The organism is Brevundimonas sp. A19_0 (assembly GCF_017744255.1).
Lineage (GTDB): Bacteria > Pseudomonadota > Alphaproteobacteria > Caulobacterales > Caulobacteraceae > Brevundimonas.
The window spans coordinates 99,465-112,266 of sequence record NZ_JAGHQP010000008.1 but is presented as its reverse complement, the minus strand read 5'-3'; the positions used below and the strand labels follow the sequence as shown (position 1 = coordinate 112,266).

10 protein-coding genes are annotated in these 12,802 nt (G+C 68.7%); 3 read left to right on the top strand and 7 right to left on the bottom strand.

Features of this window, described 5'->3' with window-relative positions; genetic code table 11:
- Nucleotides 1-225: 225 nt before the first annotated feature.
- The 3 genes from J7346_RS09420 to J7346_RS09410 are packed head-to-tail and all read right to left on the bottom strand — an operon-like array spanning nucleotide 226 to nucleotide 3,866.
- Nucleotides 226-1,569 carry a trypsin-like peptidase domain-containing protein gene (locus J7346_RS09420; RefSeq protein ID WP_209119655.1) on the bottom strand — a complete coding sequence of 448 codons (1,344 nt, stop codon included), beginning with the start codon at nucleotides 1,567-1,569 and terminating at the stop codon, nucleotides 226-228.
- Nucleotides 1,570-1,600: 31 nt separating this feature from the next.
- A complete protein-coding gene (locus J7346_RS15210) occupies nucleotides 1,601-3,049 on the bottom strand; it encodes a HAMP domain-containing sensor histidine kinase (RefSeq protein WP_209119654.1) in 1,449 nt (482 codons plus the stop codon).
- 7 nt (nucleotides 3,050-3,056) lie between these two features.
- Nucleotides 3,057-3,866, bottom strand: a complete 810-nt coding sequence (locus tag J7346_RS09410; RefSeq protein WP_209119653.1) for a response regulator transcription factor — start codon at nucleotides 3,864-3,866, stop codon at nucleotides 3,057-3,059.
- A 148-nt stretch (nucleotides 3,867-4,014) separates the two neighbouring features.
- Here J7346_RS09410 and J7346_RS09405 point away from each other — a divergent pair, with 148 nt between their 5' ends.
- Nucleotides 4,015-4,818 (top strand): DUF3313 family protein, encoded by an 804-nt coding sequence (locus J7346_RS09405; RefSeq protein WP_209119652.1) that lies wholly within the window; start codon nucleotides 4,015-4,017, stop codon nucleotides 4,816-4,818.
- Here J7346_RS09405 and J7346_RS09400 read toward each other — a convergent pair.
- Nucleotides 4,815-6,002: an acyl-CoA dehydrogenase gene (locus tag J7346_RS09400; protein ID WP_209119651.1), complete on the bottom strand. Its 1,188-nt coding sequence runs from the start codon at nucleotides 6,000-6,002 to the stop codon at nucleotides 4,815-4,817. The two genes, J7346_RS09405 and J7346_RS09400, sit on opposite strands and share 4 nt — an antisense overlap.
- 127 nt (nucleotides 6,003-6,129) lie before the next feature.
- On the opposite strand from J7346_RS09400, the gene J7346_RS09395 reads away from it, so the two are divergent.
- Together J7346_RS09395 and J7346_RS09390 are read left to right on the top strand one after the other, a co-directional pair.
- Entirely contained in the window at nucleotides 6,130-6,396 is a 267-nt protein-coding gene (locus tag J7346_RS09395) for a DUF6356 family protein (RefSeq protein ID WP_209119650.1), read from the top strand.
- Nucleotides 6,397-6,414: 18 nt separating this feature from the next.
- Nucleotides 6,415-7,701, top strand: a complete 1,287-nt coding sequence (locus J7346_RS09390) for a CaiB/BaiF CoA-transferase family protein (RefSeq protein ID WP_348521485.1) — start codon at nucleotides 6,415-6,417, stop codon at nucleotides 7,699-7,701.
- On the opposite strand, the gene J7346_RS09385 is transcribed toward J7346_RS09390, so the two are convergent.
- Genes J7346_RS09385 through J7346_RS09375 form a run of 3 tightly spaced genes read right to left on the bottom strand, consistent with a single transcriptional unit; the run spans nucleotide 7,698 to nucleotide 12,712 of the window.
- Entirely contained in the window at nucleotides 7,698-8,117 is a 420-nt protein-coding gene (locus J7346_RS09385) for a hypothetical protein (protein ID WP_209119649.1), read from the bottom strand. The genes J7346_RS09390 and J7346_RS09385 overlap by 4 nt on opposite strands.
- Nucleotides 8,118-8,139: 22 nt before the next feature.
- Entirely contained in the window at nucleotides 8,140-9,651 is a 1,512-nt protein-coding gene (odhB, locus tag J7346_RS09380) for a 2-oxoglutarate dehydrogenase complex dihydrolipoyllysine-residue succinyltransferase (protein WP_209119648.1), read from the bottom strand.
- A 28-nt stretch (nucleotides 9,652-9,679) separates the two neighbouring features.
- Entirely contained in the window at nucleotides 9,680-12,712 is a 3,033-nt protein-coding gene (locus tag J7346_RS09375) for a 2-oxoglutarate dehydrogenase E1 component (protein WP_209119647.1), read from the bottom strand.
- Nucleotides 12,713-12,802 lie beyond the last annotated feature (90 nt).

Here is a 12,802-nt window from a genome sequence, read left to right as displayed (position 1 = left end):
CCCCCCGGGTTCCTCCCCCCAAGGGTTTCAGTGGGCCGACGCTTCCTCCAAGCGAGCATCGCCCGTTCCGGCCATTCCCCCCTCCCCCCCCGGCCGGAGCGGGCGTTTGCGTTGGCGGGGACCGGGCAACCGGTCCCCGTCAGCCTCACTCCCCCCAGAGCAGGACAAAGCACGCCGCCCGGGCCGCATACGGACCGGCGCACACGCGCGTCAGGCTATCCGCGATCAGAGATTGAGCGTCAGGGTCACGGTTTCGGACCCGCGCGACACCACCAGACGGATCGAGCGACCGTTCGAGTCGAGCGCGCTGGACAGGGCCTGCAGGCTGGAGACGTTCCGGCCATTGACCGACACCACCAGATCGCCGGCCACCAGACCGGCGGCGGCGGCGGGGGTGCCGCCCTCGACCGCCTCGACCACGATGCGATGATCCTGACCGCCGCGCTCGCCGCTGCGGGCCTCTCGGAAGCCGGCGCCGTGCGCGACCAGGGCGTCGCGGCCCAGGGCGATGCGGCCAGGCTCGGTCATCTCGACCACCACCGTGGTCTGGCGCTCGACGCCATCGCGCAGATAGGCGACGTCCAGCCGACTGCCCGGAGCCGCCACGCCGACGGTCGCCAGCACGGACCCGGCATTGGCGACCGGGCGCGACTGGATACGGACGATCACATCATCGGGCTGCAGGCCCGCGGCCTCGGCCGGCGAGCCAGGCGCGACGTCGCGGACCACGGCGCCACGCACAATGTTCAGACCCAGTTCGCGAGCGGTGGCCGCGTTCAGCGAGCTGAGCAGGGCCCCGGTGCCGCCGCGGCGGACCTCGCCCGTCTCGCGGATCTGGCCGACCACATACATCATGATGCGGGTGGGCACGGCGAAGGCGATGCCGTCATTGCCCCCGCCGCCGCCCGACAGGATGGAGGTGTTGATACCGATCAGCCGGCCCCGGCTGTCGAGCAGCGGCCCGCCGGAATTGCCCGAGTTCACCGCGGCGTCGGTCTGGATATAGTCCTCGACCGCGTCGCCGAGGCCCGAGCGGTTGAGGCCCGAGATGACGCCCATGGTCAGGGTCTGGTCCAGCCCCAGCGGATAGCCGACGGCAAAGGCCAGGTCGCCGGTGCGCAGGGTGTCGGAATCGGCGATCTCGACCTGGGACAGGCCGGTGCCCTGGATGCGCAGGACGGCGATGTCCGTGGCCTTGTCGGTGCCGATCAGAACGGCGTCGAACAGGCGACCGTCAGCGAGGTCGACCGTATACTTCGAGCCGCCCTCGATCACGTGGTTGTTGGTGATGATGATGCCTTCGGCCGCGTCGATGATGACGCCCGAGCCGGTGGCGAAGGGCTGGGCCTCGGTGTCCTCGGAGCGGGGACCGCGCGACTGGCCGAGGGTGGTGACCTGGACCACCGCCGGAAGCGTGCGCTCCAGCCCGGCGGCAAAGGTGAAGACGCCGCGCGCCTCGTCATACGGAAGGGGACCGGCCTGGGCGCTGGCCATCCCGGCCGGGATCACACCCAGGCTGAGGGCCACCACGGCCGCGGCCGACATCTTCAGCAGGACAGACCGACGCATCGCATTTCCCTTATCCATTCCTGACCGAGTCTTAGCGCGAGAAACGCGCCGTGACGATGGCCCCCGGCGCGGCGTCATCGATTGTCAGGGTTCCGCCGTGGCGCCGCACCACCGCGCGCACGAACGGCAGGCCCATGCCGTGGCTCTCGACCTCGGGCCGGTCGGTCGAGTCCTCGGTATCGACCGCACCCCGGGCCCGGGCGGGATCCATGCCGGGGCCCTGATCGGCGATGGTGAAGGTAACCCCGGTGTCGGTCGGCCGTGTCGACACGGTGACCGTGCCGCCATCGGGCGAGAATTTGATCGCATTGTCGACCAGATTGGTCAGGGCGCGCTGCAACAGGGAGCGCACCCCGAGCAGGGCGGCCGGCTCGACGTCGGCCACCAGCCGGATGTCCCGGGCCTCGGCGAGCGGCTCATAGAGCTCGACCGTAGCCCGGACGAGGTCATCGAGCTGGACCGTCTCGAACACCCAGGCGGAGCCGTCGCGCAGGGCGAGCGTCTCGTTCATGGCGCGGGTCAGCTGGCGCAGGTCATCGCCGGCCAGCCGGGCGAGGCGGGTGCGCTCTCCGGGGGTGTCGGCCTCCTCCAGCCGCTCGAGCCGGGCGGTGGCGCGGGCCAGCGGCGTGCGGAAATCATGGGCCAGCTGGTCCGAGGAGTCGCGCAGCCAGCCCAGCAGCTCCTCCAGCCGGTCGAGGGTGCGATTGACCCGCAGGCTGAGGGGGCGAAGTTCCGGCGCGATGTCGTCGACCGGCGGGCGGCGCGAGAAGTCGCCCATGGCGGCCCGGTCGAGCGAGGCACTGACCTCGGCCAGCGCCTGGCCCAGCCGCCGACGGGCAAAGACGGCCGCGGTCAGCCCCGAAATCAGGATCAGCAGGCCGCTGAGACCCACAATCAGGGCGGCCCGGCCCCAGGCTTCGCCCGCGCGGTCCACCACCCGCCCGACGATGATGCTGAGCGCGCCCGTCTGGCGCTTGACCACCACCACCTCGACGTCGCGGCCCGGGCAGAGGGTGCCGGACGGCAGGCGGACCGCATAGACGTCGTCGCCGAGGCCCGGGAGGCGGCGGGCCCTGGCCTCCTCAAGCTCGGCCAGACCCGCAGGCTTGCCGGTCGGGGCGCGGATGAAACGGACCCCTGCCCCGCCGCGACCCGTGCGGCAGACTTCCTCGAGCGTGCGATCCTCGCGGTTCGGACCCGACTGGAAGGCGGTCAGCCAGGCCGAGAAATAGGCGGCGTCGGCCTCGGTGATCTGATCGGCGCCGAGGTAGGCCTGGACACCCAGCTTGTCGACCATGGCGGCATAGTCGGCCAGCGCCGAGAGGGCGGCCTTCTGGCGCTGGTCGGCGCGGACGGCCTGTCCCGTGATGACCACCGAGCCGGACAGGGCCAGCGCCGCCAGCACCGCCACGGCGACCGACAGCTGGGCCGTGGTGCGCCGCGACAGCCAGCCGCGCAGGAGGCCTGTCGGGCCCGTCACCCGGGCCTCAGCCGACGCCGTCGAGGTCGCGGAACACCAGACTCTGGCTCCGGGCCGAGACGATCAGCGGATGCATGGCCTCGGGCACCTCGGGGCACTGGTCCTTGAGCCGGCGACGCAGGGCGCTGATGCGGGCGTCGATGATGTTGACGAAATTGTCGGGGAGGAAATTCCACTCCACCCAGCATTTGTCCCACAGCATGGTCTTGGTAACGGGCTGGCCGCGCGCGGTCATCAGCTCACAGACGATAGCGAATTCGAGCGGGGACAGGTCGATGGCGCGCTGGCTGCCGTCGGCGGCCCGGATCTGCAGGGTGCGGGCGCCGGGCGACAGGGTGAAGGGGCCATTGGTGACATCGCCGCCGTTCGCCTTCGAGCGGCGGCCCGAGCGGCGCAGCTGGGCCGCGATCCGCGCCAGCAGTTCCTCGTCGCCCACGGGCTTGGCCAGATAGTCGTCGGCTCCGCCCAGCAGGCCCTCGACCTTCTGCCGCTCGGCGCCCAGCGCGGTCAGCATGAGGGCCGGGGAATCCGCCGAGGGCCCCGATCCCGCGCGGATGCGTTTCAGCGTCTCCAGCCCGTCCAGCCCGGCCGTCAGCCGGTCGAGGATCAGCACATCATAGGGAGTGTCGGCCACGGCCTTTATCGCGGCCTCGCCCGACTCGACCCGGTCCACCCGGGCAAAGCCGGCGCGCGTCAGCCGGCTGGCAACATGTTCGGAGAGGGCCGGCTCGTCCTCGAGCAACAGGGCGGTCAGGCCGGCGAACTGGTCGCGGAGGGCCGCAAAGGCGTCCGTTTCGTCAGTGATCGGGTCTGTCATCTGGCCTCCCCCACGCCCGGCAAGGATAGAGCGCAGACCGGGATTGGCAACGCTTGCCCGACCGGCCGGTGCAACCATGGCCGCAGGGCAACGTATGTAAGGGATGCCGGCGCGCCGGGGCGCTGACGTTTTCTGATGAGACCTGTCCATGAAGCTCCACCCCATGCTGCCTGTTACGCTTGGTGCCCTGCTGGTTGCCGCCTGCGGCACGCCCGGCGCGGCGCCGTCCGGCCTGCTGAGCAATTATGACGGACTGGTCGAACGGGAGGATACCGTGCGCGCCTCAATCCGGCAGCGCAGGGACGACGACCGGGCGGCCACGGTCGAGCGCCTGTTCCTTGAGCCTGCCCTGTTGGCGGACGGCGCAGGAGAAGGCCTGACAGAGGCCGAGATCGCGCTTGTCCTGCGCGAGGTCGACCGGCAGGTCTGCTACGAGCTGAGCGAACGCTTCACCGTGATCCCGGGGCCCGAGGCCGGTGCCGGACGGGTGCGGGCCGTGGTCAGCCGCATCGGGCCGACGGGGCGTGCCGCATCGGCGGTGTCGGCGGCCAGCGGCTTCTTCATTCCCGGGCCGATCGGCGTGCGGGTGCCCGGCACCCTGGGCGGGCTGTCGGCCGAGGCCGAGCTGCTGGCTGGCAACGACCGGGGCCAGGTGGCGATCATCCTGTGGTCGCGCAACGCCCAGGCCATCGGGACGGACAATCCGTCCCTGTCGCGGGTGGGCGACGCCGTGCAACTGGCCGAACCGTTCGGTGACGCCGTGGGCGACGCGTTCGCGCCGCCCGAGCGGGAAGTGCGGGCCATCGCCGACCCGGACCCCTGTGCCCGCTTCGGCCCGCGCATCCGGCCCGAGGGTTTTGCCGCGCGGCTGGTCACCGGCCTCTATTCGCCCGAACTGAGCGGGGCGGCGGCCGAAGAGACCGAAGAGTCGGACGGTTCGGAAGAGCCCTAGAAGGCGCTCTGGCCCGTGATGGCGCGGCCGAGGATCAGGGCGTGGACGTCGTGGGCGCCCTCATAGGTGTTGACCGTCTCGAGGTTCATGGCGTGGCGCATGACATGCATCTCGCCAGTGATGCCGGCGCCGCCGTGCATGTCGCGGGCCTCGCGGGCGATGGCCAGTGCCTTGCCGCAGTTGTTGCGCTTCATCATCGAGATGGCCTCGGGCACCCAGGCGCCCGTATCCAGCAGACGGCCGAGCGCCAGCGCGCCCTCCAGTCCGAGGAAGATTTCGGTCTGCATGTCGGCCAGCTTCTTCTGGACCAGCTGGCGCGAGGACAGGGGGCGGCCGAACAGCATGCGCTCGCCCACATAGTCGCGGGTGGCGTGGAAGCAGAACTCGGCCGCACCCATGGCGCCCCAGGCGATGCCGTAGCGCGCCTTGTTCAGGCAGGAGAACGGACCGCGCAGCCCCTTCACGCCCGGCAGCAGATTGGCCTCGGGCACGAAGACGTCGTTCAGGCCGATGTCGCCGGTGATGGAGGCGCGCAGCGACAGCTTGTCGCCGATCTTGTCGGTGGTGAAGCCATCGAAGTCGCGCTCGACGATGAAGCCACGGATCACGTCATCCAGCTTGGCCCAGACGATGGCCAGATCGCTGATGGGGCTGTTGGTGATCCAGTATTTGGCGCCGTTCAGGCGATAGCCGCCGTCGACCTTTTCGGCCTTCGTCTTCATCGAGGCCGGGTCCGAGCCGCCATCGGCCTCGGTCAGGCCGAAACAGCCGATCCACTCCCCGGCGGCCATTTTCGGCAGGAATTTCGCCTTCTGTTCGTCGGAGCCGAAGGCATAGATGGGGTACATGGCCAGCGACGACTGGACCGACATGGCCGAGCGATAGCCGCTGTCGACCGCCTCGATCTCGCGGGCGATCAGGCCGTAGGCCACGTGGGAGGCGTTGGAGCCGCCGTATTCCTCGGGCAGCATGGCGCCCAGAAAGCCCATCTCGCCCATCTCGGTCATGATCGACCGGTCGAAGGTCTCGTCGGCGAAGGCGCGCACCACGCGCGGCAGCAGCTGGTCGCGCGCATAGGACCGGGCGGCGTCGCGGATCATGCCCTCGTCGTCGGTCAGGCGGCTGTCCATATCCAGCGGGTCATCCCAGCGGAAGGTACGGGTGGGGGTGGCGCCGTCGGCCATGGTGCGCTCCTGAAGGTCTGCGGGCGGGTCTCCGGGCGGACCTCTTGTTCTGCCCTTGCCGCGGGGGTGTAGGACAGAACGTGCCGGACGGGTAGAGGGCCGCGCGGACTGCGGCTATGATCCGCGCATGAGCCGCCTGTTTCACCGTCTGTTCGTCGACCACCCGCGCGAGGTGGACGAGGGGTATTTCGAGCATATGGCCGCCTCGTCGCGGTTCGGCTTCCGCCTGCTGAGGCTGGCCGGCGCGGCCTTCCTGCATTCGATCGTGCCGGGCCTGTGCAAGACCACGGTCTCGCGCGAGGTCTGCTGCATGGCTGAGGAGGTGGGCAGCCGCGCCCGCGAGGCGCGCGAATGCCGCATGCGCGAGGCGGGTGTGTGGGATCCGGGGCTGTAAGACAGTGATGAGTGGCGAGTGGCGAGTGATGAGCGAAATTACCGCGACGCCGATGGCGCGACCGGACGCGGCTCGATGACCGACGGCCAGGGCCAGGATCGCCTCGCCACTCACCACTCGCCACTCGTCACTCCGAAAGGTCCTCTCTCCGGCGTTCGCGTTCTTGATCTCAGCCGGGTGCTGGCAGGGCCGTGGGCGACGCAGACGCTGGCCGATCTGGGCGCCGAGGTGATCAAGATCGAACGGCCCGGGGCGGGGGACGACACCCGCCTGTGGGGCCCGCCTTTCACCACCAGGACCGACGGGTCGCGGGGCGACGCCGCCTATTTCCTGTGCGCCAACCGGGGCAAGAAGTCGGTGGCGGTCGACATCGCCTCGCCCGAGGGGGCCGGGGCGGTCCGCAAACTGGCGAGGACCTGCGATGTCGTGGTCGAGAATTTCAAGACCGGCGGGCTGAAGAAGTACGGGCTGGACTGGGCCTCGCTGAAGGCGATCAATCCGAAGCTGGTCTATTGCTCGATCACCGGCTTCGGGCAGGACGGGCCCGACGCCCACCGGGCCGGCTATGACTATATGATCCAGGCCATGGGCGGGCTGATGTCGATCACCGGCCAGCCCGACGGGGCCCCGGGGGCCGAGCCGATGAAGGTCGGGGTGGCGGTCGCCGACCTGTTCACCGGGCTCTATGCGTCGAACGCCATCATGGCGGCCCTGCTGCATGCCCGGGCGACGGGCGAGGGCCAGCAGATCGACATCGCCCTGTTCGATGTGCAGGCGGCCATGTTGGCCAATCAGGCGACCAATTATTTCGTCTCGGGCACGGCGCCGACGCGCATGGGCAACGCCCACCCGAACCTGGCGCCCTATCAGCCCTTTCCGTGCACGGACGGTATGGTCGTAATCGCGGTCGGCAACGACAGCCAGTTCCGCGCCCTGTGCTCGGCTCTGGGCGCTGCAGCCATGGGCACCGACCCTCGCTATGCCACCAATGCTGTGCGGATCGAGCACCGCGCGACCCTGTCGGCCGAACTGTCGGCGATGACAGCCGGGCACCCCATGAAGGGACTGATGGCCGTACTGGAGGCTGCGGGCGTGCCCTGTGGTCCGGTCAATACAGTCGATCAGGTGTTCGAGGAGCCACAGGCGCGGCACCGGGGTCTGGAGGTCGAACAGGTCCGCGCCGATCTGTCGGAGCCGGTGCGCACCGTCGCCAGCCCGATCCGGATGTCGGCCACGCCGGTCGCCTATGATCGGCCGCCGCCCGCGTTGGGCGAGCATACGGATGAGGTGCTGGGGGACGTCTAGGGCAGGAACTCCCTGAGATCGTTGGTGTAGCCCAGCATCCAGACAATCAGGGTTCCGGCCGCCACGAGCCCGACACCCCACCATTTCAGGGCCGGTGCTCCCACCGTTCCATGAACATCCGCCTCGTCCAATTCCCCGATCTGGCCGGGAATGGCGTCTTCCTGCCAATCGTCAAAGTCAACCGGAGTCGCGAATTCGCCTGCCCGCGCGCGCACGGCGATGTCGCGGGCCGCGACGATCTGCTCTTCGTATGCAACGACCCGGATGCCGCCGAGAGCCATCTGCACGTGGGGCAACATGGTGGCCATGTCCCGATCCGGGAGCCATGCGCGGATACCATGCCGGCCCAACAGCGCGACCAGCAGTTCCGCTTCGGCAACCGTCAAAAATCGGGCGACTTCGAACTCTTCGGCCATTCGCCTTCCGGTACGATTGCTCCTACAGATCCAGCAGGAAGCGTTGCGGGTCCTCGAGGTGTTCCTTGATCCGCACAAGGAAGGTCACGGCTTCCTTGCCGTCGACGATGCGGTGATCGTAGCTGAGGGCCAGATACATCATCGGGCGGATCTCGACCTTGCCGTCGATGGCGACCGGGCGCTGGACGATGTTGTGCATGCCGAGGATGCCGGCCTGGGGCATGTTCAGGATCGGCGTCGACATCAGCGAGCCGTAGACCCCGCCATTGGTGATGGTGAAGGTGCCGCCCTGGAGCTGGTCCAGCGTCAGATCGCCGTCGCGGGCGGCGCGGCCCAGATCGCCGATGCCCTTTTCGATGCCGGCCAGCGACAGGACGTCGGCGTCGCGCAGGACCGGCACGACCAGACCTTTGTCGGTGCCGACCGCCACGCCGATATCGTAGTGGTTCTTGTAGATGATGTCGGTGCCGTCGATCTCGGCATTGACGGCGGGCAGTTCCTTGAGCGCCGCGACCGTGGCCTTCACGAAGAAGCTCATGAAGCCCAGCTTGATGCCGTGGTGCTTTTCAAAGGCATCCTTGTAGCGATTGCGCAGCGCCATGATCGCCGACATGTCCACCTCGTTGAAGGTGGTCAGCTGGGCGGCCGTGTTCTGCGATTCCTTCAGGCGGCGGGCGATGGTCTGGCGCAGGCGGGTCATCTTGACCCGTTCCTCGCGCGGACCGACCTCGCGCGGCGGAGCAGCCGGCGCGGCCTTGGCCGGAGCGGCAGCGGCCGGAGCCGAAGCCTGAGGCTGAGACGCGGCCTTCAGCGCATCGGCCTTGGTGATATTGCCCTTGGGTCCGGTGGCCTGGATGGACTTCGGATCAAGGTTGTTCTCGGCCACCACGCGCTGGACGGCGGGCGACAGGTGCGGCGCGTCCGAGCCCGACGACGCCCTGGCGGGCGCGGCCTCGGCCTTCGGCGCAGCGGCAGCCGCCTCACCCGAGGCGGCGATCTGGCCGATCACCTGACCTGGGGTGACGGTCGAACCGGCCTCGGCCGAAATGGTCAGGACGCCATCGGCCGGAGCGCTGATTTCCACGGCCACCTTGTCGGTCTCGATCTCGACCAGCAGCTCATCCTTCGACACCCGGTCGCCGGACTTTTTCTGCCAGGTCCCGACCGAGCCCTCGGCGACGCTTTCACCCATGGTCGGCACCTGGACCGGCACCGCGGCTTCGCTGTCGCCCTTGGCGGCCGGGTCGGCGGCGGGCTCGGCCTCGGCCTTGGGGGCAGCCCCGCCGGCGGGGGCGGCGGCGCCCTCGGTCACCTTGCCCAGCACGGCGCCGGGGGTGACGGTGTCGCCGGCGTCGAAGGCGATTTCAGCCAGGGTGCCGTCGGCGGGCGAGACCACCTCCAGCGAGACCTTGTCGGTTTCCAGCTCGACCAGAAGCTCGTCCCGCTTGACCGGGTCGCCGACCTTCTTCGTCCACTTCGCAATGGTGGCCTCAGTGACGGATTCACCAAGGGCGGGGGTCAGGATATCAGCCATGTCAGTTCCGGTTCCGGATAAGCAGGGGTCAGTTCGGGGTGGCGAGGGCGTCGGCGAGGAAGGCGTCGAGCTCGGCCTTGTGGCGGCTCATCAGACCGGCCGCCGTGGACGCCGAGGCGGGACGACCGACATAACGGGCGCGCTTCGACTTCACATCGAGCTTGTCGAGCGTCAGTTCAAGCCAGGGATCGACGAAGGTCCAGCCGCCCATGTTCTTGGGCTCTTCCTGACACCAGACCAGTTCGGCGCCGGGGAAGCGCGCCAGTTCGGTCATCAGCGACTTCATCGGCCAGGGATAGAACTGTTCCAGACGCAGGATGTAGATATCGTCCACGGCCTTGCCGTCCTTGAAGGCGGCCTCGCGCGCTTCCAGCAGGTCATAATAGACCTTGCCCGAGCACAGGATGACGCGCCGGATGTCGGGATCGCCCTTCAGCGTCATGCCGGCCACGTCGGGACGGGTCTGGGCGTCGTCGTGCAGCACGCGGTGGAAGGAGCTGCCCTCGGCCAGATCCGACAGGGGCGAGACGGCCTTCTTGTGACGCAACAGCGACTTGGGCGTCATCAGGATCAGCGGCTTGCGGAACGGCCGGTGCATCTGGCGGCGCAGGATGTGGAAATAGTTGGCCGGGGTGGTGCAGTTGGCAACCTGCATGTTTTCCTCGGCGCAGGCCTGCAGGAAGCGCTCCAGGCGGGCCGAGGAGTGCTCGGGCCCTTGCCCTTCATAGCCGTGCGGCAGCAGCATGGTCAGGCCGCACATGCGTAGCCATTTGCGCTCGCCCGAGCTGATGAACTGGTCGATGACGACCTGGGCGCCGTTCACGAAGTCGCCGAACTGGGCCTCCCACATGACCAGCGTATTGGGGTCGCTGAGGGCATAGCCGTATTCGAAGCCCAGCACGGCCTCTTCCGACAGGGCGGAGTCGATCACCTCGAAATGGGCCTGGCCGTCGCGGAGGTGGTTGAGCGGAACGAAGCGTTCTTCCGTGGTCTGATCAATGATGCCGGAGTGGCGCTGGGAGAAGGTGCCGCGAACCGAATCCTGGCCTGACAGGCGGACGGGGAAGCCCTCGTCCAGCAGGGTGCCGAAGGCGAGGCTCTCGGCGGTCGCCCAGTCGAGGTCCTGACCGGTCTCGATCATCTGGCGGCGGCCATCCAGCACGCGACGCAGGGTCTTGTGGACGTCGATGCTGTTCGGCGCGGTGGTCAGGCGGGTGCCGATCTCGACAAGGCGGTCCTTCGAGACGGCGGTCTCGCCGCGCAGCTCGTCGCCCTCGGGCTTGCCGATGCCGTGCCACTGGCCGTCCAGCCAGTCGGCCTTCTCGGCCTTGAAGGTCTTGCCGGCGTCGAATTCGGCGTCGAGGAATTCCTCGAAGCGGGTGATCTCGGCCTCGACCTCCTCGGCGGAGATCACGCCCTCGGCGACCAGACGCTCGGCGTAGAGTTCGCGGGTCGATTTCTGGGCCCGGATCTTCGAGTACATCAGCGGCTGGGTGAAGGTCGGATCGTCGCCTTCGTTGTGGCCGAAGCGGCGGTAGCAGAACATGTCCACCACCACGTCCTTGTGGAATTTCTGGCGGAACTCGGTGGCCACCTTGGCGGCGAAGACCACGGCCTCGGGATCGTCGCCGTTCACGTGGAAGATCGGCGCCTGGACCATCAGGGCCACGTCCGACGGATAGGGCGAGGAGCGGCTGTTGCGCGGAGCGGTGGTGAAGCCGATCTGGTTGTTGACCACGAAATGCACCGTGCCGCCGGTGCGGTAGCCCTTCAGCCCCATCAGGGCGAAACATTCGGCCACCACGCCCTGACCGGCGAAGGCCGCGTCGCCGTGGATCAGCAGGGGCAGCACCTTGGTGCGGTCCAGCGCCCATTCGGCCTCGGGCTTGCCGGCATTGGCCTCACGGATGTCGAAGGCCTGTTTGGCGCGTGCCTTGCCCAGCACCACCGGATTGACGATCTCGAGGTGGCTGGGGTTGGCGGTCAGCGACAGGTGGACCCGGTTGTCGTCGAACGACCGGTCCGAGCTGGCGCCCATGTGATATTTGACGTCGCCCGAGCCATCGATGTCGGACGGCACGGACGAGCCGCCCTGGAATTCGTGGAAGATGGCGCGATAGGGCTTGCCCATCACGGCCGACAGGACGTTCAGGCGACCCCGGTGGGCCATGCCGAGCACGATCTCGTCGACGCCCAGATTGCCACCGCGCTTGATGACCTGCTCCAGCGCCGGGACCATGGCCTCGCCGCCGTCCAGACCGAACCGCTTGGTGCCGGGGAAGCGCTTGTGCAGGAAGCGCTCAAAGGTCTCGGCCTCGATCAGCTTGTTGAGGATGGCCAGCTTGCCCTCGCGGGTGAAGGCGTTTTCCTCGTACTTGTCGGGGCCCTCGATGCGCGCCTGCAGCCAGGATTTCTCCTCCGGCTCGGCGATGTGCATGTACTGGATGCCGATGTGGCCGCAGTAGGTACGCCTCAGGATGGCCAGCACCTCGCGAAGGGTGCCGGTCTCGAGACCCAGCACGCCGTCGAGGAAGATCGGCTTGTCGAGGTCGGCCTCGCTGAAGCCGTAGAATTCGGGGGTCAGCTCGGGGTTCTGGACCGGCGGCTCCATGCCCAGCGGATCGAGCGTGGCCTGCAGGTGGCCGCGCACGCGGTAGCTGCGGATCAGCATCAGGGCGCGGATCGAATCGTGGGCGGCGGCGCGCACATCCTCGGGCGTCGCGGCCGAGGCGGCGGATGCAGGGGCGGGCGTAGCGGCCTTTCCCGGCTTTCCAGCGGATTTGGCGGCGGGCTTCGCTTCGGGCCAGCGGCCGTCGAATACGCCGGTATCCTCGGACGGTTCGCCCGCGCCCTTGCGGCCCCAGGCACCGGCGCCGGCCGAGGCCTTCACCGTCGAGGCGGAATCGCGCAGCTGGTCGAAGAAGGATCGCCACTCGGCCGAAACCGAGGCCGGGTCATCGGCCCAGCGCGCGTGGAGATCCTCGATAAAGGCGGCGTTCGCCCCGTAGAGAAAGCTGGTCTCGGCAAAGACCTGGTTCAGCCGACCGGCATCATCCGCCATCGTGTTCGTCGCAGTCCCTTGGCCGCGGAGCGGCACGCTCCGTCGGTGACGGGACATATACGCACGGTTCGGCGGCGGGTCATGACCGAA

Coding starts and splice junctions, on each gene's coding strand:
- J7346_RS09395 (WP_209119650.1), top strand. CDS start 6,130: ATGAGCCGCCTGTTTCACCGTCTGTTCGTCGACCACCCGCGCGAGGTG.
- J7346_RS09405 (WP_209119652.1), top strand. CDS start 4,015: ATGAAGCTCCACCCCATGCTGCCTGTTACGCTTGGTGCCCTGCTGGTT.
- J7346_RS09420 (WP_209119655.1), bottom strand. CDS start 1,569: ATGCGTCGGTCTGTCCTGCTGAAGATGTCGGCCGCGGCCGTGGTGGCC.
- J7346_RS09375 (WP_209119647.1), bottom strand. CDS start 12,712: ATGGCGGATGATGCCGGTCGGCTGAACCAGGTCTTTGCCGAGACCAGC.
- J7346_RS09385 (WP_209119649.1), bottom strand. CDS start 8,117: ATGGCCGAAGAGTTCGAAGTCGCCCGATTTTTGACGGTTGCCGAAGCG.
- J7346_RS09410 (WP_209119653.1), bottom strand. CDS start 3,866: ATGACAGACCCGATCACTGACGAAACGGACGCCTTTGCGGCCCTCCGC.
- odhB (WP_209119648.1), bottom strand. CDS start 9,651: ATGGCTGATATCCTGACCCCCGCCCTTGGTGAATCCGTCACTGAGGCC.
- J7346_RS09400 (WP_209119651.1), bottom strand. CDS start 6,002: ATGGCCGACGGCGCCACCCCCACCCGTACCTTCCGCTGGGATGACCCG.